This is a genomic window from Legionella parisiensis (genome assembly GCF_001467945.1).
Lineage (GTDB): Bacteria > Pseudomonadota > Gammaproteobacteria > Legionellales > Legionellaceae > Legionella > Legionella parisiensis.
On the sequence record NZ_LNYQ01000002.1, the window covers coordinates 135868 to 157059 of the forward strand.

The window sequence follows — 21192 nt, forward strand, 5'->3', positions numbered from 1 at the left end:
TTAAAGAAAATCCATATGACTCATTTGCTTTTCTACAATATTTAATACATTAATAGTTGCTTTGATGTATTGACCATCGAGAAATGTTTTGTGTGCTTTATTAAAATCTGCAACAAACTCTCTTCCAAGACTTTTACATTCATCAAAGTTTGTTCGATTCATTGTCGCAGTTATTGTGCTATTAAAATCTTCTACATTATGACTAATGTATTTTTTGGTTAATTCTGCACATGCCGTGGAAATGTGAATAAAAATGAGTAAAGAAATAGTTAATATTCTGTCCATAGTGATCGTTATATACCCGAGTCATAACAGGGCGTGAATTATATACGAAGATGAACTGAATTCAGAGTATATTAAAGATTAAATATCCTTTACAGCGCATTCAACGGACTTTAGTAAAGCATGTTTCAATTCATTGGCGCAGATTGGGTTAATTTGTAGATGGCGGTAATAAATCATAGGTGACGTGGTCAAATCTATGAAACTACGTCATTTTTTATACATAATTTGCTTTAAAAAAGAGGATATTGAATGTCTACGGTGCCTATTTCGTTAATTAAATTATAATAGTTTTCATTTGTAGAGTATGTTAGCGTCAAGAAAGATGTATCTTGTTTGTGGTCTAAGCTAATTGTGGTATGTTCAAATCCTCCTGGAAATACAATTGAAGGTGTGTCTTTTTTTGTAAGTTTAGTATCGATTTCAAATCCAAGAAAAAGATAATAATTTTCATTTCCTTTTATAAAGGCATTTTCTATCATGACTCCCTTCAAGTCGGTGTCATTGTTTCTTTTAAAAAACATAACTGGTTCGCCTTTGGAATTGTATTCTCTTAAGTGTTGTTTTAAATAAGTATCATTGTACCAATATGCCGTAAACTTTAAATTTAAAAATTCAGGTATTTGGATGTCATAGAAAGTTTTTTTATCATTTGCATTGTGTGTGTCGATTGGTTTTTCTTAACTACGTGGGTATCAAGTACAGACTTATTATTTTAATCTAACAGAAGAATTAATTTTGGGAAAAATAGATGGTTTGGATTACATCTTAAGCAAATCAGCAACCCGCAATTCCTGCAAGTGGGGTTCGCCTATTGCCTCATAAGTGAATGTTACCGAAGGGTCTTTCGAATATCTAATTTTGAATATCTCATTTTATTAATATATTTTAAAATGGGCTATAATTGATTATTCGAAAGTTAAATTGAAATGACATTAGTATAATGAAAATTCAATCTTTTCAATACATCCAAAATCTGGGATGGAGCATTCAGAAATTTCCTGAACTGGACTCCGAAAGTACATTCGTTTTAGTTTTTGCCAGTCCAAACTTTAGAAATAATGCAAAACCAATTGAACAATTAGCCCAAGCTTATAAAAAATCAAAAATCATAGGTTGTTCCACCGCAGGGGAAATTTTGGGGCCTAATATTTTTGATAACAGTATTTCCGTTGCTGTGGTTCAATTTGAATCCACAAAACTACAGCTCGCAAAGGCTGAAGTAAAAAGAACTGAAGATTCTTACGAGGCCGGTGCCCAATTGGCAAAATTATTGCATCAACATCAGAAACCCAAGGGTATTTTTATTTTGTCTGACGGCTTACATGTTAATGGTTCCGAATTAATCAAGGGCTTAAACAAACACTCAGCTAAAGAAGTCATTATTACTGGAGGACTTGCTGGTGACGGTGCTGATTTTAAAAATACCTGGCTTATCTATGAAGGACAAATCGTTGACCACTGCATTGCAGCCATAGGGTTTTATGGCGAGCAAATCCACATAGGATATGGGTCGCAAGGCGGTTGGGATATTTTTGGTCCAGAAAGATTCATTACCCACTCTAAAGGAAATATTCTTTATGAATTAGACCATCAACCGGCATTAAAACTCTATAAAGCTTATCTTGGTGAGAGGGCTTCTGAATTACCGGCTTCTGGTTTGCTTTACCCACTTGCTATCCGTAATTATTTTGATCCAGATTCTCAGTATATTGTACGCACTATTTTGGGTATTGATGAAAACAGCCAATCCTTAGTTTTTGCTGGAGACGTACCTCAAGGATACCATGCTCGATTAATGCGTGCCAATTTTGATAGACTCATTGAAAGTGCGAATGATGCAAGTGAAAGCGCTAATAATCTTCTTTTTGAAAATAGGGACTTAAAAGAAGAGCCCGTTTTGGCAATTGATATTAGTTGTGTTGGCAGAAGACTACTATTAGGTGAGCGCACTGAGGAAGAAACAGAAACTACATTGCAATCAATGCCCAAGGGATCAACTCAAATTGGCTTTTACTCTTATGGTGAATTGTCACCATTGACCGTTGGCAATTGTGAATTACATAACCAAACAATGACCATTACTCTTTTATTAGAGAACCATAGGTAATGGACTATAAAAATATGTATCCAATTCCGCTTTTCAAAGCCATTTTGTTTGCTCACAATCAACGAAAGAGAAATGAGCCGCCTCACTCGCTGACAATAGAGGTAGCTGGCGAATTATTTTGTTTCAACAATAATACAAAAGGTAACATAATCAGAAAACTCCACATGATAAACGCGAATGTATTGATATAAGAGAGCATTAGCGATTGTTTACCTAGCTCATTCAATAATAAGGCAGCGGCTTGTGGATCCGTGGCTTTAAGATGCCAGGGGCGTAGGTATTCCATTAATGCTGGATTGTAGGGTTGAATTGAGCCTGCGATTTGATTCCAGGCCATTTGAGTGTGGCGACTTAAGAAGGTGATAGTAATGGAAATCCCTACAGAAGAGCCTATGGTACGTAATAGGCTGTACAGTCCAGCCGCTTCGGCACGAGAAGAAACCGGTAAGGTTGAAAATGCTACAGAGGATAATGGAACGAAAATCAAGCCCAATCCAAATCCTTGGAGTATTAATGGCCAAATGAGCCAGGCTAGACTAACCTCTTGGGAGTAATGAGTCGTGATATAAATCCCGGAAGCACTGAGTAACACTCCTATCGAAATTAACCAGCGAGGTTGAACTTGATTAATTAATTTACCAACAATCATCATGCTGAACATACTGGCAATCCCGCGGGGCGCCATGATTAATCCTGCGATTAAAACGGGATAATTCAGTAAACCTTGTAGCATTTGGGGTTGGATAACCATTGTTCCATACATACCCAATCCCAAGATGGCCAGTAATAGACTGGAAAGAACAAAATTACGATCTTGAAAAATAGAAAGGTCAAAGAGGGCATTGGATTTGTTTTTGATGCTGTACGCTATGAATCCACATAAACTGATGAGACCTAAAAATGTGGCAGTGCGAATATCCAAGGCGGCAAACCAATCCATTTGATTGCCGCGATCAAGAACATATTGAATGGAGCCTACTGCCAACGCAATGAGTATCATGCCAATCCAATCCATCTTGCGTTCCTTTTTAAGAGTATCCGGAACAAAATGGAATACCATCAGTGTTGCCGCAATCCCAAATGGAATATTGACATAAAATGTCCATCGCCAACTGGCAATGTCAGTAAGATACCCACCCAGCGACGGACCTAAGATAGGGCCTACCATGACGCCCATACCCCAAATGGCCATGGCTTTACCGCGTTCATTATCTGGAAAAATGTCAGTCAAAATGGCTTGGGATAAAGGAACCAACCCAGCACCAAAAATGCCTTGAAGCAATCTAAATACCACCATTTGTACGATAGAGGTTGCTGCACCACACAAAGCGGAGGTAAGGGTAAACCCTATAATTGATAAAAGAAGGTAGGCTTTTCGGCCAAACCTATCTGTAAAATAACCGGTTAAAGGCATGAAAATGGCAGAAGCTACTAAATAACTGGTTAAGGTCCAGGTTATTTCATCGGGGCTTGCGCCTAATGAACCCTGCATATGAGGCAGTGCGACATTAACTATGGTCGTGTCCAATACTTGCATCAGGGTAGCTGCCATGATGGCTACGGTAATTATCCAGCGTTGTGAGGCGGATAAAGAGTCCGAAGGATTATTCATGAGGTTTTACTCACTTGCTTGGACTGTAAATCGATGGATACCTTGGCTGAAGTGCCCAGGCGCAAAGGATATTGGGAGTCCGGTTTGATGATTTGCACGCGGACAGGGACGCGTTGTGTTACTTTGACCCAGTTTCCAGTGGCATTTTGTGGTGGCATTAATGAAAACGCCGTGCCGCTTCCACCGCTAATGCTGTTGACCACCCCAATGAATTGTTTATGGGGATACATGTCGATTTTAATGGTTGCTCGTTGATTTGGTTGGATGTGTTCCAGTTCTGTTTCTTTAAAATTAGCATCCACCCAAAAGGTGGTGTCATCAATCATCGCAAACAGGGGCTGGTTTTCTGAAACGACATTGCCCACCCTGAGAGACAGGTTGCTCACCCAACCACTTGTTGGAGCGAGCACACGGGCATAGGATAGTCTCAATTTGGCTTCTTTGAGTTTGGCTTCTGAAAGTCTCAAAGCTGCTTTGGCGCTTTTAAGTTTTGCTTTAACATCATCTCCGGCTTGACGAGACATCACTTCGCTTTTGACTAACTCTCGGGTTCGAATGGAAGTGGCTTCGGCATGTTGCAGATTGGTCTTATCAATGAGATATTGGGCCTCAGCTTGTTCCACTGCGACTTCAAAAGGCGTGCGGTCTAACTCAAACAGCAGTTGCCCTTTTTCAACAAATTGATTGTTCTCCACATAGAGGTGTTTTACCGGGCCGGTTACTCGGGATGCAATTTGGACTACATTTCCATTAATATAGGCATCTTCTGTACTGACATACCGTTGAGCAAGAGTCCAGAAATAAATGCTGGCTAAGGTGATTAATGTGAGACTTAAGACGATTAGAAAACGTTTCCATGAATGCGTTTTATTGCGCCACTTGTGCAGGATTGATTTCTTCAGAAGGGTTGGGTTATTCATAAGATTCCTCGGCGGTTTTCTTAATTTTTTGTAGTGTGGCAATACATGCTTCTAATTCTGCTTCAGATAAAGGAGCAAGTAATTCCTTAGAAAGTTCCTCTGCGGTATTTTGTATCTGGTCAAGAGTCAATGTGGCTTTTTCAGTAAGGCAGATGACTTTGACGCGGCGATCGTAGTCTGCATCTTGTCGAATCACCCATCCTTCTTTAGTGAGGCGATCGATTAAACCGACAATAGTCGGCGCCTCAATGCCTAGCTTTTTAGCAAGTTGGATTTGTGTCAATGGGTATTTCGTCATGGAGAGAAGGAGCAATGCCCGCCATTTTGCCTGGCTAAGGCCTAATGGTTTTAAGCGTTTATCAAGTAAATTTCGCCAAGTGGCTGCGGTTTCATATAATACCATAGGGAACGCGTTCATATTGTATAGCCCGTTGTTAACTAATGATTTGTAACTCATTTCATTTAATTCTAAAATTTTCTCTGACTTAGTTAAAAAAGGAAAAAGTATTTCAATTCATTCACAGAGCGAATGACCCCCATTTTTTGCACATTCCTTATTTTTGCTAGTTCATTAATCCACCTCATTGATTCCTAATAAACAAGGTGCACGAGGTTTAAGGATAGAGCCCTCCACCTAAAGCAAGATACAGTTGAATGGTGTCTTGATACCTTTGTGCTTGAGCATTGACATAGCCCAAACGCGATTGAGCATACAATCGTTCCGCATCAAGCACTTCTAAAACGCCAACCACGCCTGCAGTAAAGCTCAATCTGGCCACACGTAGAGACTCTTTGGCGGTCAGCACCGCTTTTTTCTGTAATGCAAGTTCCTCTGCATCGTGTTTTAAGGCATACAACAGGTCGCTCACTTGATAAAATGCTTTAAGTACTATGTGTTGGTATTGAGCCAAAACCGATTGGTAGGCATGGATGGAGGCTCGGCGTTGTGCACGCAATGTCCCTCCAGAAAAAACAGGAGTTGTTAAATTACTCAAAAGACTCCATGCATTAGGAGAAATACTTGATAGAGCGCTGGGAATTACTCCCTCCTGTAAGAGTGTGGCAGAAAGGGTGATGTTGGGATAAAGACGTGCCGTAGCGATTCCAACATCCGCACTGGCTGCATGCAAACTCGCTTCCGCAGCGAGGATATCCGGCCTTTTATGAGCAAGCGTTGATGGCAGTTCTAATGGCAGTTTTTTAGGCAAAGTAAAGTCTTTTAACTGAAAAACTAAATCCTTCTGTGAACGCGGTGGCAGTGTACCTAAAAGAACATTGAGTGTGTTTTGTGCAACACGAAGTTGTTGATAGAGAGAGGGCAATAAAGTTTCATCATTGGTTAACTGGCTTTGCGCGCTTAAAACATCACTTCGAGAAGACGAACCCACACTAAAGGATTTTTGAATCAGCTGTAGATTTTTCTTGTCATCCTGGATAATGTCCTTAAGTACATCGATGCGTGCTTTTATTGTCGCAAGGGTTAAAGACGTTGTGGCGATGTTACCGGTTAATGTCAAAAATGCGGCATCCAGCTCATGTTGTTGATATAAAGCTAATGCCTTTTGCTTTTCAATGGTGCGACGTGTTCCACCAAAGACATCGAGCGTATAAGAAGCATTAGGACCTATTTGATAATAGGAAAAGGGTTCAATTCGGAGATTAACGGGTCCAAATGTGGCAGGACCATATTGTTGCCTTCCGACGGTCGCATTGAGCCCGGCTTGAGGCCATAACTGGCCTTGGGAGGCCGCAACCAACTCTTTGGCTTGTGCCAAGGATTCTCGCATGGCCGCCAGAGAATAATTATGCTGGATGCCTTGCTCCATCAGGTGATTGAGCGCTGGGGAATGAAATTCTTTCCACCAGGTTCGTGACGTTTTATTCTTCAGTGCTACGTGTTGATTGCCCAATTGATATGTTGATTTAGAGGTGTAGGCTTGGTTTCTTAATGGTGAGGGTCTTACAAAATCAGGCCCAACAGTGCATGAGCATAAAGCCATTGCCCCTGTTAACCCAATCAACTTGTGGTAAGCGGATTTCATATGCTTCTCCATTTCAATCTGGAGGACACAGGGTGGATAGGGATTCTCTTACAATCAAGGGATGTTGCCCCAGCAGGTTTTAAGTACGATTTATTCATGACCTGCCCTACTCTGAGTCGCTTAATTGACGTCTCAAAGAGGGTAGGATGCTGCGTAAGGAGCAATGGATTTTTTACCCTTAAGAAGGGGAATAGCCAGGCTCGATGGGCCTGACCAAAATTCAACTGTTTTGAGATTGTATCGAGCAAATAGAGCCAACCAAGGCTAATTTCATGCACTAACAGAGTGAAGCGCCTCATTTCCAAAAACCAATTAACAAACTAATAATTAGCATGCTAACATAAATTAAAATCAAGCGATAGAGGATAAGCGCTTAAAATATTATCTCAATTAGTGAATTAGAGCGGATGGCTTCTTCTTTCTCCGCAAAGCTTTATTTATTTGGATTAAGTAAGCTATGATGCAAGGTGGCTGCGATTAGAGAATTTATTCACAAGTTGCAGTGATAGAACAAGAATTAACTCTTTATTTTCTCGAAAAGGCAACACCTAATTCCATTGCTGGAGCAACAAATTGAATATTTTTCTGGCCATAGGGCTCTTTATCATAGGACTTCTATTGGTGATTTGTTTTGCTGAGAAACTGGTGAAAGGAGCCGTGGGAACTTCGGCCAGTTTTGGAGTTTCTACTTTTTTCATCAGCGTTGTTTTTATTGGTTTCGACCCAGAAAACTTAGCCATTGGAGCCGTCGGTGCGTTTAACGAAATGGCAGGCATTGCCTTAGGTTCAATCATCGGTGCCACCATGGTCGCGATTGCACTAGCCTTTGGCATCACCGCATTAATTGCACCGATGACATTTAAGCAAACACCAAAACGTATTCTTATTTTACCTAACCTAGCTATTCTTCTATGGGGGCTATTCGCATTAGATGGGGAACTTTCGAGAATCGATGGCTTGATTTTATTTGTAAGCTTTATCCTTTCAGTCTTTTACCTCTTATGGCTCCATAAAAAAGGGTATGACATCAAGCCATCTCATGAACTTTCTGAAACCATAGACTCGGTCAAAAAAGAAGAACGGTGGAAATCTTTAGGATTACTTCTCTTCTCTCTAGTAGCCATTCTTGTGGGGAGTGAGCTCATCGTTATGGCATCTAAAACCATGATTCGATATTTTGGACTTTCCGGCACCTTTTTCGGAATGATTATTCTTGCTTTTTTAGTCAGTATTGAGGAAATAGCCAGGGAATTGCCTGCAGCACTTAAAGGAAGAGCGGAAATTAGTTTTGGTAATGTGGTCGGTTCAATTTTTGCATTTTTTTTATTTAATGCAGGTATTATTGCCATGATAAAACCCGTGAAGGTCAATCAGCAAACATTAATTTTCTATCTGCCTTTTTGCTTGTTCACCATGGTCATAATCTCTCTTTTTATGTTAACACAGCGGATATCACGATGGATGGGCGGCGTCTTGGTTTTTTTATATCTCATCTTCGCTGTAGGAGGATATTTTCTTTTTTAAATTTCTACTTGATTATTAATCAATGTTATTTGTCATGGGTTATCAGTCAAGAAATGAAGAGGTCATGTTGTCATCGACCCAAATGGTATTGCCATGATTTTTTTTAGCCTTGTAGCAGGCGTCGTCCGCTTTTTTTAGCACGCTATTGATGGATAACGAGTTCTTGGTTAATTGGGTGATGCCCACAGAACAACCAAGTGATGAATGATTAGGGAGTTTTTCTTTGGTAATCCGAGAAGTCGTTTGAATGATTTTCTGTCCGATAGACTTGGCTTTAGTTAAGGGGATGTTTTCAACCAATACCACAAATTCATCGCCACCATAGCGGGCAATGATGTCTTCTTCTCGAAGTTGTTGTTTTAATAATTGACCAAAGCGCTGTAAGATTTGGTCCCCGAAATCATGGCCATATTCATCATTGATTTTCTTAAACCCATCTAAATCAACAAACATGACCGTTAACTGTCCAGTGTTTAATTTGATTTTTCTAAAGCGATTGTCCAAAATTTCCATTAAATAATGACGATTGAAGCATCCGGTGAGTTTATCGTGTTCTGCATTATAACGAATTTTTTCATATTCTAACTTCAAATTATCCATGGTTTTGATTTTTTCAATCGTTTTTGAACTCAAATAACTCATCCAAAACACATAAAAACCCCCTAATAAAAAAAGGGTGGCGTAAAAATAATTCGTAAAAAACTCATTAATCAAAAGGGTGTAGACAATGACAAAAAGAAAACTGCCTATAAAAAAACAAATAAGCACAAGATTGGCTATCCATTGGTAATGATAATACGATGCTTTTTTGATAAGCGGCCAAACCACGATGGCTCCTCCTAAAAGGAAAAAAATCCCTATAATAATCATAATGAGTGTAAAATACATTTGTCTTAAATCATTAAGTGAATTAATTTTAATATAGCAAAAATAACTTAAATCAGTTTTATGCCAAACAACGTGCGGACTTTGGAATGCACCTCATACCGGTACATTAAAAGAGATTATTGAAAATAAGGATGAACATGGCCGTCGGAAGGAAACAAAAATGGTTATGGGGAATTGTTATTGGCGGTTTATGCCTTATGCTAATACCCATTTTTTGGTATTATTATCACCCCAATCCAATGGGAGAAGGTTTTGCCAGTGGTAATGGGCGTATTGAAGCCGTAGAGATTGATATTGCAACCAAAATTCCTGGACGAATAGAAACCATCCTGGTGGATGAAGGTGACTTTGTAAAATCAGGTCAAGTTCTGGCTAAAATGGATACGGAAGTATTAGAAGCACAGCTTAGAGAAGCCAAAGCACAGAATAAAGAAGCCAAGAGCAAAGTCATTAGTGCCAAAAATCAGGTCATTCAACGAAAAAGTGAAAAAGAAGCCGCATTAGCTACCGTTGCTCAACGCGAAGCAGAGCTCGATTTGGCGCAAAAACGCCTTTCCCGTACTGAAAAATTGGTCACTAAAGGGGCTGCGTCACTGGATAGTCTTGATGAGGCCCGTGCTCATTTCTATAGCGCACAAGCCACTCTCCATGCTGCCAAAGCGCATGTTGCTTCCGCTGATGCATCGATTGCAACTGCTGAGGCAGAAGTTGTCGCCGTAGAGTCCTCTGTCGATGCGACCCAAGCGACCATCGAGCGTATATCAGCAGATATCAACGACAGCACTTTAATCGCTCCCTGTGATGGACGTATCCAGTTTCGGGTTGCGCAACCAGGAGAAGTGCTCAGCGCAGGAGGCAGAGTATTGAACATGGTTGACTTAAGTGATGTGTATATGGTTTTTTTTCTTCCAACAGAGCAAGCAGGTAAAGTACAAATCGGCGCACCAGTTCATTTAATTCTTGATGCGGCACCCAACTATGTGATACCGGCTAAGGTGACTTTTGTCGCCAGTGTGGCGCAATTCACACCTAAAGCCGTAGAAACGGCCAGTGAACGAGAAAAACTGATGTTCCGTGTTAAAGCCCGTATTGCACCTGAATTGCTGAAAAAATATATCGCCTTAGTCAAGACAGGGCTGCCAGGGATGGCTTATGTTCAATTAGATCCCAAAAGCAAATGGCCCGCGGCGTTGGAAGTTAAAATAAATGTCAAATAACAAGGCCTCCAATAATGGGGTTGAAAAACCGGTTTGTGAAATCAATAACCTGAGTTTGTGGTATGGTAAAACTTGTGCCCTGGATAACATTACTCTTAAACTGCCTTCTGGTTGTATTGTTGGCTTCATTGGGCCAGATGGTGTTGGAAAATCCAGTCTGTTTTCACTCATTGCTGGAGCCCGCGTCATTCAACGCGGACAAATTTTTGTTCTTGGTGGCAATATGGCGAGTAGCTCTCATCGTGAAGCCCTCTGCACGCGCATTGCTTATATGCCTCAAGGCTTGGGGAAAAATCTGTATCCTACCCTTTCAGTATTTGAAAACATCGATTTCTTTGGGAGTCTTTTTGGCCATAGCCGTGAAGTGCGACAATACTACATTACCCGTTTGTTGGATAGAACAGGGTTATTCCCTTTTCGAGACAGGCCAGCAGGTAAGCTGTCTGGAGGGATGAAGCAGAAACTTGGATTATGTTGTGCTCTGATTCACACTCCCGATCTGTTAATTCTGGATGAGCCTACGACAGGAGTGGATCCCCTTTCAAGGCGTCAATTCTGGGAGCTCATTGAGACGTTGCGTGCTGAAATGCCGAAAATGAGTGTTCTGGTGGCCACTGCATACATGGAGGAAGCGGCGTGTTTTGATTGGCTGGTTGCAATGAATGCTGGAAAAGTCTTGGCTTCAGGGACTATGAGTGACCTGTTGAGGCAAAGTCGTACTCATTCTCTGGAAGAAGCGTTTGTTGCCCTCTTACCCGAGCAGCAGCGACAAATGCACCCCATGGTAATAGAACCCCGCTCATCCACTCAAAAATCGGAAGTAGCTATTGAAGCAACCGGTTTGACCAAACGCTTTGGTGATTTTGTCGCAGTAGACCACGTCAATTTTTGTATAGAGCGTGGCGAAATTTTTGGGTTTCTTGGCTCGAATGGTTGTGGCAAAACAACGGTTATGAAAATATTAACCGGTCTGCTTCCTGCCAGCGAGGGTCAAGCTTCGCTATTTGGACAATCTGTTGATTCAAACGATCTGATGATACGTCAACGCATTGGCTATATGTCCCAATCTTTTTCGCTGTACACGGAATTAACGGTTCATCAAAATCTCATGTTGCATGCCAAATTGTTTCGTTTGCCCGCCCATAGCATTCCCAAACGCATCAAACAATTGCTCGAAAAATTCTCTTTGTCTGACTATGAAAATGAACGGCCTGACTCATTACCACTAGGTCTTCGTCAAAGGCTTTCTCTTGCTGTAGCCATTATCCATCAACCCGATATACTCATTCTTGATGAACCGACTTCTGGTGTTGATCCGGTTGCTCGCGATATATTTTGGCAATTAATGCTTGATTTATCCCGACAGGATAAAGTAACCATTTTTATTTCTACCCATTTCATGAATGAGGCAGAACGTTGCGATCGCATTTCGCTGATGCATGCCGGTAAAGTATTGGTTAGTGAAAATCCAGTCAAACTCATCCAACAAAGACAAGCCTCTTCGCTAGAAGAAGCCTTTATCAGCTATCTAGAAGAGGCCATGAAGAAGAAGGAGGTGAATCCTTCAGGGCAACATCCTGCAAAACCAATCATGAGCTCTTTATCTGAACACCCCAAAATCATTCCTGCAAAAAAATATTTCAACATCAGACGCATGTTCAGCTACAGCCGTCGTGAAGCGCTCGAACTGATACGCGATCCAATTCGTGCAACTCTTGCGCTTTTGGGAAGCATTCTACTGATGATCATTATGAGTTATGGAGTTACTCTGGATATCGAACAGTTAACCTTTGCAGTTCTTGATCGGGATCAAACGAATGCCAGCCACGCTTATGTTCTTAATATAGCCAGCTCGCACTATTTTAAAGAACTCCCTCCCATCTTGGATTATAAAGAAATGGATCAACGTATGCGAAGCGGAAAATTAAGCTTGGCATTGGAAATCCCAAGTGGGTTTGCCCGTGACATCAATAAAGAGACTCCCGTACAAGTTGGGGCATGGATTGATGGAGCAATGCCTACCCGTGCAGAAACCATTCAGAGTTATGTGTATGGAATGCATCAGCATTGGTTAGTGAATAGTTGGCCTTATTTGACTCATCAAAAATCGGAGGAGTTCTTCAATATTGAGCCTCGTTTTCGTTATAACCCGGATGTGAAAAGTTTACCTGCCATGGTTCCAGCCGTCATTCCTATCCTATTGATGTTAATCCCGGCGATGTTGATGGCACTTTCTGTGGTGCGAGAAAAAGAGCTGGGATCCATCGTTAATTTATACGTGACGCCCATTACTAAACTTGAGTTTCTTTTGGGAAAATTGATACCTTATGTGATTTTGGCCGTATTTAATTTTCTATTGCTAATCGCCTTGTCCATTTATTTATTTGATGTACCGATCAAAGGAAGTTTTTCCATCCTTTTCTTTAGTGCTTTAATCTACGTTACTCTTTCCACTTCGATGGGATTTCTAATCTCCACTTTTATGAAAAGCCAAGTGGCGGCATTGTTTGGAACTGCAATACTGACGCTTCTTCCAGCCACCCAGTTTTCTGGCATGATAGAGCCGGTATCCTCTTTGGAAGGATTGGGAGCAATGATAGGCCAAATCTATCCGGTAACGCATTTTCTTACGATTTCGCGAGGTACTTTTTCCAAGGCACTGAGTTTTCAAGATTTGCTCCATCCTTTTTTATATTTACTCATCACCTTGCCGGTATTGCTTGGGTGTTGTCTTTTATTTTTAAAAAAACAGGAGCGCTAAGTGACAATAAGTAATATTGTGCAACTTGGGTTTAAGGAATATCGAAGTTTGCTTCGTGACCCAATTATGATAGCACTGATCGTCTTTGCATTTACTGTACAAATCTATACAACAGCCACAGCCATGCCCGAAATGCTGCACAAAGCACCGATTGTCATTGTTGATCTCGATCAATCCGCTGTTTCACAACGTATCAGGGATGCTTTTTATCCCCCACAATTTATAAAATACGTGACCACCTCACAAGCAAAGATGGATTCGGGCATGGATGAAGGCTTATATACCTTTGGTTTAAATATCCCGCCTGATTTTCAACGGAATCTTTTGTCCGGGCGAAAGCCAACCCTTCAACTGAATATTGATGCTACACGCATGAGTCAGGCGTTCACAGGAACAGCCTACATTCAAACTATTATTGAGAGGGAGATCAATGAATTTGTCGAACATTATCGTTCTGTGGAAACTCCGCCTGTTGATCTTGCAGTCCGCGTTCGATTTAACCCGACATTAACTAAGATCTGGTTTGGTGCCTTAATGGAGTTGATTAATAATGTAACGATGTTATCCATTGTGCTAACGGGTGCCGCATTACTTCGGGAGCGCGAACATGGAACAATTGAACATTTATTAGTGATGCCAGTCACGCCATTTGAAATCATGGCCAGCAAAATTTGGGCAATGGCTTCCATTGTACTCATCGTTTGTGCTGTTTCGCTTATTACAGTGGTACAAGGGTTACTCTCTGCCCCCATTGAGGGTTCAATTCTTCTGTTTTTGCTTGGTGCGGCAATCAATTTGTTCGCTACAACGTCAATAGGTATTTTTATGGGAACCATCACCCGCTCCATGCCTCAATTTGGTATCTTATTGATTCTGGTACTTCTCCCGCTAGAAATGCTTTCAGGTGGATTGACCCCTCGTGAGAGCATGCCTGAATTTGTCCAGACCATGATGCTGGTTGCGCCTAACACTCACTTTGTGATGCTTGCTCAATCGATTTTATTTAGAGGGGCAGGGTTTGGTATCGTGTGGCCGCAATTTCTGACGCTTGCAATAATAGGCTCTATTTTTTTCATGACCACATTAATGTATTTTCGCAAAAGGATTGTCCTTCTTTCTACATGAAATAACATTGCATTTTTTCCAATAAAAATTTGGGTTAATGCCATGTCCTAAGGACAATCCGCGCTTGCGCGCCATGGTTATTGGTCCATGATTGCCTTCTTTGAAATAACAATCAATGAAATTTGATAATTCGATTTTTTACATCTCCTGACATACAGCTGTATCAATACTACCTGTTCCGATGGTAACTAAAGCAACTTACTCGTCCATTTCTTCCTACTTGATTATTTCAAATGATAAAAAATAGATTTATTCACCACAAGGCTTGAATATTTTCATGTCTATTGGCCAATTAGAAACCCTGAGACAAACACCTGCTAACCAAATCAAATATAATGTTACAGGCGAAACTCGACTTGAAGCTAACCAAAGATTCCCTCAAGAATTACAAAGAAACGGGTATAATGTTGAGTTAATATCACTACCAAGTGGGCATAATGAATTATCAACAATTCATGTTATAACTAACCAGGCACTTCCATTTGTTTGCGCTGATAAACCATACAATAAAGATGAGCAAAGTCAGTTGTCATCGGTTACACTGCAACCATCAGAGGAAGAATTATTAGCAGCACGTGAAAGAATGCAAAATTTTAAAACAACAATGCGACATAACGCTCTTGATCTTACTGCAAATCAGGAGGAAATGAAAAAAGATGATAGTTCTACCCCATTGACAATCACACCAAAGCCACCATGGGAGCAGTAATAGTTTACTCTAATTTTTATCTTAAAAACCATTTCTATGGCAAAAGGCTACAACCCATACACGGCAAGGGTTATGGGTCTCTATAAAAATGAAGTGACCCATTTTGCACACGTATCCTGACTTACCCCATACTGCATTCTCAATCAATCTGCGAGCTCTTGACTGGTTTGTTAAACCGCCGATTCCTTGACGAATATCTGATTAAACAAATAGGACAAGCAAAACGTATCAAAACATCTCAACGAGCACCCCAACTAGGCTATAATTTATAATAAGATTTTGCTTAAAAGAAGGTCTTTCAAGATGAAATTGTGAAATGGATTTATTGAGCAATATCTTGAATGGAGAATGAGATATGAATCAACAATATACCGCACGAATTTATTCCAATGAGAAAATAATACAATATAAGTCTGGCGATGATATTGAGAAATTATATATTTGGATGTTAGCCGAAGTTAGTGATACACCCGGCGACATTAGAGGCGAAATAATTGACAATGCGACGACAAAGGTAGTTCGACATTTTAAAAAAGCACCCGTAGAATAATGAACAAATGCCTATAGTCGCCTCAAAATACGCCACATTTGATCTTTCCTCGAAAAAACAGGACACCAACATTATGCAACCAACCCAAAGTCATTCGGGGTCTGAAACCCTAAAGTTGAATGGATGCGCTGACGATTGTAAAACACTTCAATGTAATCGAATAGAGCTAATCGAGCATCCTTTCTAGTTTTATATTGTTCCCCATAAATCATTTCGACTTTCAAAGTATGATAGAAACTTTCCATAACTGCATTGTCATAACAGTTACCCGAGCCACTCATGGAGCAAATAAAATCATGTTCTTTGAGAAGCGATTGATAAGCATTACTGCAATATTGAGATCCTATATCAGAATGATGAATAACGCCATTAGGTGGGTTATTGCGGTGAATCGCCATGATAAGAGCATCTTCAATAAGGCTTGTAACCAACCGAGTTCCCATGCTCCAACCGACAATCTGTCGATTGAATAAATCTATGCTAGATAAAGCCAGCCCTCATCAGTTTGAATGTAGGTTATATCAGACGCCCAAACGGTGTTAATAGCAACAGGATTAAATGGTCTTCCCAAGATATTTTCGGCCACATGCTTTGAGTGGCGACTATCTGTTGTCACTTTAAAACGCCTTGCCGCTTTAGGTTTGAGTTCTTCCTGCTGCATTAAGCGTTTGATCCTCGCTTTCCCATGATATTTACCCAACTTACGCAATGCCTGTTGTAATCGCTACTGGATACGCCTAATGCCTAACAAAGCTTTTGTACACGATGAAAAGCCGATTGTTCTTTTATTACCGCATGACGTGGTCAAGTAATTTAAGACACACCAGTTAAGCAACTTTCTTTAAACCCCGTCCTTCATACTCCATTTCAAATTGGTTGGGATTTTTGTAACCCAGGGTTGAATGAGATCGGTAGCTGTTATAAAGCATCGTAATCCAATTCAAGACATCCTGTTGTGCCTCAAAACGACTTTGATAATGGTTCCATTGCACGCGCTCCTGTTTCAAGCTGCCAAAAAAGCTCTCGGCGACAGCGTTATCCCAACAATTACCTTTTCTGCTCATGCTGCCGATGCAGTGCCAATCAGTTAACAGGTTGCAATACTCATGGCTGGCATACTGAGTACCCCGATCGGAGTGAACGATCAGGCCTGGCTTTGGTTTTCGTTGCCAAAGTGCCATTTTGAGCGCATCACATACTAATGATGCCTTCATTCTTGAACCCATACTCCAACCAACAACTTTCCGGGAAAATAAGTCAATCACAATAGCCAGATACAACCAGCCCTCCTGCGTCCATATGTAGGTTATATCAGAAACATAGGCACGATCAGGAGCTGAGGGCGAGAACTCGCGATTGAGGACATTCTCAAACACCGGTTTTTTGTGGTTACTGTTTGTCGTAACTTTGTATTTTTTTCTGTAACGCACTATCACATTGGCTTCTTGCATCAGACTTCGTGTTTTGCGCCTGCCCACTGGATAACCCAGCGCGTTTAACGCTCTCTGCATGCGCCTGCTGCCATAGGTATAGCAACTTTTCTCAGCAATTTGTTTCACAAAATCCAGCATATCCTGATGTTTAGGATTGACTGGGTTATTGGGATGATTTTTTCGGTAATGGTAATATCCGGAACGTAACACACCCATCAGTAAACACATCGCGTCTACCGGCCAGACCTTCTCGTGTTGGGCTATAAACGAATACTTCATTTCGTTTCTTGAGCAAAGAAGGCCGCCGCCTTTTTTAATATATCTTTCTCCATCTTGAGCCGTTTGTTTTCTTCGCGTAAACGGCGTATTTCAAGCTGTTCCGCTGTTAGTTTCCCATTGCCCCTGAAAGCCTGACCATCATCTGATTCATTTTCTTTTATCCAGCGATTAAGGATAGTCGGGTTAATGGATAAGCTGCGAGCTGCTTCTGCTCGGCTATAACCTTGGTCGGTAACCAAACTAATCGCATCTAGTTTGAACTCTTTTGAATATTTTTTTCTCGTAGCCATTTTTCTCTCCAGTTAAGTAATTATCTCTTAACTGGTGTGTCCAGATCCATTAGACCACGTCAATCCAATTGAACATACATGGGCGCAGGCTAAAGCGATCAGACGAAATAATAATTGCTCCATTAATGAGAGCTGCTCATGATCCTTTTATATGGGACTGGCTATAGTGAAAAGTTAGAACTCTGATTTGACTAATTCAAGCAGAGGATCAATAGTCCGCTACTTCTAATGTTAAATGTTATATAAAACAATATCTTATCTATTTGAAATTAACATTAATATGATTTTTTGTGGGGAATATTTCCCACAAACCTCAACGATAGATTTAAGAAAAACCGGAGCCCTAAGCTGCAACTTATTGATTTTTAACGATTTAGTTGGTGGGCCCCTAGGACTTGAACCTAGGACCAACGGATTATGAGCCCCATGATTCAAAAATAAATAATTGATTTTATTAGAATTTTTATCTTAGGAATCCACTGCAAATGTCGTACGGTGTATAACTGTGTCTTACTCAAAGACGCAAAATCCCCACAGCAATATTTACCGATTACCTGGACTAAATTTCTCAGTATAATTGTTTTCAAAAACATGTCTTAATTCCTCAGCTGTTTCTCTTATGTAATATAAAAGTTTATATTTTTCATTTTTGCGTTCCTCTGGGATATCTATATATAATTGCTCTGGTAAGTGGATAAGAATATCAAAAACTTCTTGTTGTGCGCTATCTAAAAAGTCCTCTCTACGAGGATCATCCTTTACTAATAAATCAATAAAATCCACGTAAAAGTCTCTAATTAACTGTTCTATTTCTTCTGCTTTCTTCTCAAGCAGCATTAAACTATTAAGCACGGCGCCTAAGATAGATAACTCTGTTCCTGTGTAAAGATATACATTGCCCCTATCATCCCTACTTACACGAAGGCTTCTAATATACTCCAATGAAATGGAACGGTTCATGTCTATATTTTTTAATATTTTTTTAGATAACGAAGAGTCAGACCAGCTATAACGAAATTCATGATTTTTATACATTGAGCGCAATGAAGCTAGAATTAGCTTCAATAAATGATCATCGATAGCATTATCAAAGTTATTTTTCATTAAAATTTTATAAGCTTTTTCTTGTAGATAATAATTTTCTTCTCCATAGGATGTATCTAATTTCATACACGAGATTAGAAAATTAAAAATTTGAGTTACATAGTCTTTAACAATAGAGTTGTATTTTACAGATATAAAATCAAGAGCCTTATGTTTATCATCTAAGTTATCAGATTGCATTAGTTGTAGAATGTTGTTAATAACAACCTCATTAACTTCAAAATATGAGCTATTTTTCCACAAAATACTTTGGCAGTTTCTCTTATAATATGAACTAGGATTTTCAGATAATTTTATGATTTTATTAACAGTAGATTCCGCTATGGGTTGATGTATAAGTATTTTGTTTAATAAAGAAAAGGCTAATGTCAAGTTATCTTCATCTGTAAAATATAGATTTTCAAAAAACTTATAAGAGTATTTGTTGTTATCCAGCCAGTTATTTATACCCTCAAATAACTTTTCAGGTAATGGTAACTCTAAATTACAGTTATTCAAAAAGAACTGAACAGAGTGAAAGCTAATATGAAAATTTTCACTTCCAAATAAACCTAACAGGCTTAATTCGAAATCATAGGAAAATGGCTGTTTTTTATCTTTCTTATGGTGGGCATAAGAGCAGAACATGTTCGTTATTGAGTGGAAAATCGAATCAAAAGAAAAGCAATTGTCATGGCTATTAATACCATGATCCTTAAAGTATGGTTCAACATCCTCTCTTTGAAGTAAATTTAAAACATGCAATATTAATGCATCAGATAAGCTCTGTTGGGATGATATACATGAAATACAATCAACAGCCATCATGAGTCTTAATTCATCGCCATTACCAATAATATCATGTTCAATAATTGGCAAAAATATTCTTTCTAGGGTTAGGTGAGAATATTTATTTTGTTTGCTCCGTTTTGAGAGAACTTTGAAAGCTGCTGCCATGTATTCATGGTTAGGGTGTTCGATAAATAGCACAATTTTTTCTATAAATGACTCTGAATTAACATCAGCTGTCAATAAAATTTCAATATCGGCAAAAATATTTTGTAACTCTTCTGAAACCATTAGGTGCTTTTTGGATATAGTTATTTGTATTTCATGAATTAAAGCATTAAATGTTTCTATATTTTCGTTGTCAATATTATCAAATTTTCTTACAAAATCTTTTATTCTATTAATCCACTCATCTGTGGGAGGTCCGTCATAGTCATTGACATTTGTATCAAAAATTTCTTTATAAGATAAAACACCTTCGCATTTATTATTATCACGATCGAGAAAGCAATAATTAATAAACTCGTTTTTATTTAGTACTTCAAATATTTCTACATCGTCTCTAGATGTCGTTTTAAGCCAATAAAGTTTTTCTTTTTCCACTATGTTTAAAGAGTGCAATATGCTGTCAGTAAATCTCGAGGTCCAATGACTTTTAGTTTTATATACATAAAGATGGTTAGGTCTTAGAATAATTTCTTCATCTAAAAAGTCGTCACTCAAAATTTCTAACTGATAGGGGTTATGAATATCTAATATTTTGTTAAAAAAATTTTTAACTACTTGTTTATTAAGGCCATGGCTATTGTAATCTTTAAGTAACGAAAGACTAATTTCTCCAGGGTAGATTGTAAAATACTTTGTAATCATCTCAAAGTACTTAGTATATCTGGTATCTAAATCTTCTAATAATTGTTCTTCGTGGTTTGCAATTAAAGCCGAAAGGTATTTTTCTGAATTTTTAAAGTTATTGGTATTTTTTAATCTATTGATGTGATCCAAGCTTTTATTTTGTACGTTATTTTTAACCTGCTCGTCATCAATAAGATGCTTCATTAAACTTAGGCAGTATATTTTATGCTCTGCATTGCCGGCAGGGTCTTTAAGTGCATTATCCAAAAGGTAAAATAAAGCCTTTTTTTCATAATGGTGAAAGCGGTTAAATAAATTATCCATTCTTCTGCTAAGAGGTGTGTCACCATAGCAGCCATCATAAAAAAATGCTGCCATTAGTTGTAGTTGCCATTTACATGCCTCTGGCCCTCGTCGCTTAAAAAGAGAAAATATTGCTAGTTCCCAGTGTAACTTATCTGTTTCCGATAGCGTCAATAGGTCACCGATGGACATTTTATTAATAGTGTATAGTTTTATATCTAATGGCGATTTACTGTGATCAAAAAAATTAAACATATTAAATTCCTTATAATCATGTACGAAAAATGATCCACACGCCAAATGATTCTAATAAGTCACGTTGCTTAAAAAAAGTATATTTGGCGACAAAAAGTAGCATTAAAATTAACGCAAGAAAACAAAACCTTATGATCTTATCGCGGATTTTTGGACACCTTCTCATCA

At 39.2% G+C, this 21192-nt stretch carries 18 protein-coding genes; 7 read left to right on the top strand and 11 right to left on the bottom strand.

Annotation, left to right across the window (positions count from 1 at the left end):
- Window positions 1-285: a hypothetical protein gene (locus tag Lpar_RS00775; protein ID WP_014845098.1), complete on the bottom strand. Its 285-nt coding sequence runs from the start codon at window positions 283-285 to the stop codon at window positions 1-3.
- Window positions 286-515: 230 nt separating this feature from the next.
- Window positions 516-806, bottom strand: coding sequence for a hypothetical protein (locus tag Lpar_RS00780; RefSeq protein ID WP_014845099.1), 291 nt, complete (start codon window positions 804-806; stop codon window positions 516-518).
- 419 nt (window positions 807-1225) lie between these two features.
- Between Lpar_RS00780 and Lpar_RS00785 the strand changes: the two genes are divergently transcribed.
- The gene (locus Lpar_RS00785; protein WP_014845100.1) at window positions 1226-2392 is read left to right on the top strand and encodes an FIST signal transduction protein; all 1167 of its coding nucleotides are present in this window, start codon (window positions 1226-1228) and stop codon (window positions 2390-2392) included.
- Window positions 2393-2474: 82 nt separating this feature from the next.
- Here the strand turns inward: Lpar_RS00785 and Lpar_RS00790 are convergent, their stop codons facing one another.
- The 4 genes from Lpar_RS00790 to Lpar_RS00805 form a co-directional block, all read right to left on the bottom strand.
- Window positions 2475-4004: a DHA2 family efflux MFS transporter permease subunit gene (locus Lpar_RS00790; protein WP_014845101.1), complete on the bottom strand. Its 1530-nt coding sequence runs from the start codon at window positions 4002-4004 to the stop codon at window positions 2475-2477.
- Window positions 4001-4924: an HlyD family secretion protein gene (locus Lpar_RS00795; RefSeq protein ID WP_014845102.1), complete on the bottom strand. Its 924-nt coding sequence runs from the start codon at window positions 4922-4924 to the stop codon at window positions 4001-4003. Before Lpar_RS00795 ends, Lpar_RS00790 begins: the two co-directional genes overlap by 4 nt.
- Complete coding sequence (locus tag Lpar_RS00800; protein WP_223499727.1) at window positions 4917-5381, bottom strand: MarR family winged helix-turn-helix transcriptional regulator; 465 nt, start codon at window positions 5379-5381, stop codon at window positions 4917-4919. The genes Lpar_RS00795 and Lpar_RS00800 overlap by 8 nt, the downstream gene beginning before the upstream one ends.
- A gap of 157 nt (window positions 5382-5538) precedes the next feature.
- Entirely contained in the window at window positions 5539-6966 is a 1428-nt protein-coding gene (locus tag Lpar_RS00805) for an efflux transporter outer membrane subunit (RefSeq protein WP_014845104.1), read from the bottom strand.
- A 573-nt stretch (window positions 6967-7539) separates the two neighbouring features.
- Here Lpar_RS00805 and Lpar_RS00815 point away from each other — a divergent pair.
- The gene (locus Lpar_RS00815; RefSeq protein WP_014845105.1) at window positions 7540-8490 is read left to right on the top strand and encodes a sodium:calcium antiporter; all 951 of its coding nucleotides are present in this window, start codon (window positions 7540-7542) and stop codon (window positions 8488-8490) included.
- 42 nt (window positions 8491-8532) lie between these two features.
- Here the strand turns inward: Lpar_RS00815 and Lpar_RS00820 are convergent, their stop codons facing one another.
- Window positions 8533-9378, bottom strand: a complete 846-nt coding sequence (locus tag Lpar_RS00820; RefSeq protein WP_014845106.1) for a GGDEF domain-containing protein — start codon at window positions 9376-9378, stop codon at window positions 8533-8535.
- 137 nt (window positions 9379-9515) lie between these two features.
- Here Lpar_RS00820 and Lpar_RS00825 point away from each other — a divergent pair, with 137 nt between their 5' ends.
- From Lpar_RS00825 to Lpar_RS00845, 5 genes are all read left to right on the top strand, one after another.
- Window positions 9516-10595 (top strand): HlyD family secretion protein, encoded by a 1080-nt coding sequence (locus Lpar_RS00825; protein WP_019350448.1) that lies wholly within the window; start codon window positions 9516-9518, stop codon window positions 10593-10595.
- A complete protein-coding gene (gene rbbA / locus Lpar_RS00830) occupies window positions 10585-13356 on the top strand; it encodes a ribosome-associated ATPase/putative transporter RbbA (protein ID WP_014845108.1) in 2772 nt (923 codons plus the stop codon). Before Lpar_RS00825 ends, rbbA begins: the two co-directional genes overlap by 11 nt.
- A complete protein-coding gene (locus Lpar_RS00835; RefSeq protein WP_019350447.1) occupies window positions 13357-14481 on the top strand; it encodes an ABC transporter permease in 1125 nt (374 codons plus the stop codon).
- A gap of 277 nt (window positions 14482-14758) precedes the next feature.
- On the top strand, window positions 14759-15190 hold the full coding sequence (locus Lpar_RS00840) for a hypothetical protein (protein ID WP_014845110.1): 432 nt from the start codon (window positions 14759-14761) through the stop codon (window positions 15188-15190).
- A 355-nt stretch (window positions 15191-15545) separates the two neighbouring features.
- Entirely contained in the window at window positions 15546-15740 is a 195-nt protein-coding gene (locus Lpar_RS00845) for a hypothetical protein (protein WP_014845111.1), read from the top strand.
- A 71-nt stretch (window positions 15741-15811) separates the two neighbouring features.
- Here the strand turns inward: Lpar_RS00845 and Lpar_RS18365 are convergent, their stop codons facing one another.
- From Lpar_RS18365 to Lpar_RS00865, 4 genes are all read right to left on the bottom strand, one after another.
- Complete coding sequence (locus tag Lpar_RS18365) at window positions 15812-16183, bottom strand: IS3 family transposase (protein ID WP_019350446.1); 372 nt, start codon at window positions 16181-16183, stop codon at window positions 15812-15814.
- Window positions 16184-16215: 32 nt separating this feature from the next.
- A complete protein-coding gene (locus Lpar_RS18370) occupies window positions 16216-16401 on the bottom strand; it encodes an IS3 family transposase (RefSeq protein ID WP_019350445.1) in 186 nt (61 codons plus the stop codon).
- A 166-nt stretch (window positions 16402-16567) separates the two neighbouring features.
- Window positions 16568-17742, bottom strand: a protein-coding gene (locus Lpar_RS00855; RefSeq protein ID WP_237759320.1) for an IS3 family transposase whose coding sequence is annotated in 2 segments (ribosomal slippage) — window positions 16568-17478 and window positions 17478-17742 — 1176 coding nt in all. Because the reading frame shifts where the segments join, the coding sequence is not laid out codon by codon here.
- 543 nt (window positions 17743-18285) lie between these two features.
- Window positions 18286-21024: a hypothetical protein gene (locus tag Lpar_RS00865; RefSeq protein WP_058516121.1), complete on the bottom strand. Its 2739-nt coding sequence runs from the start codon at window positions 21022-21024 to the stop codon at window positions 18286-18288.
- Window positions 21025-21192 lie beyond the last annotated feature (168 nt).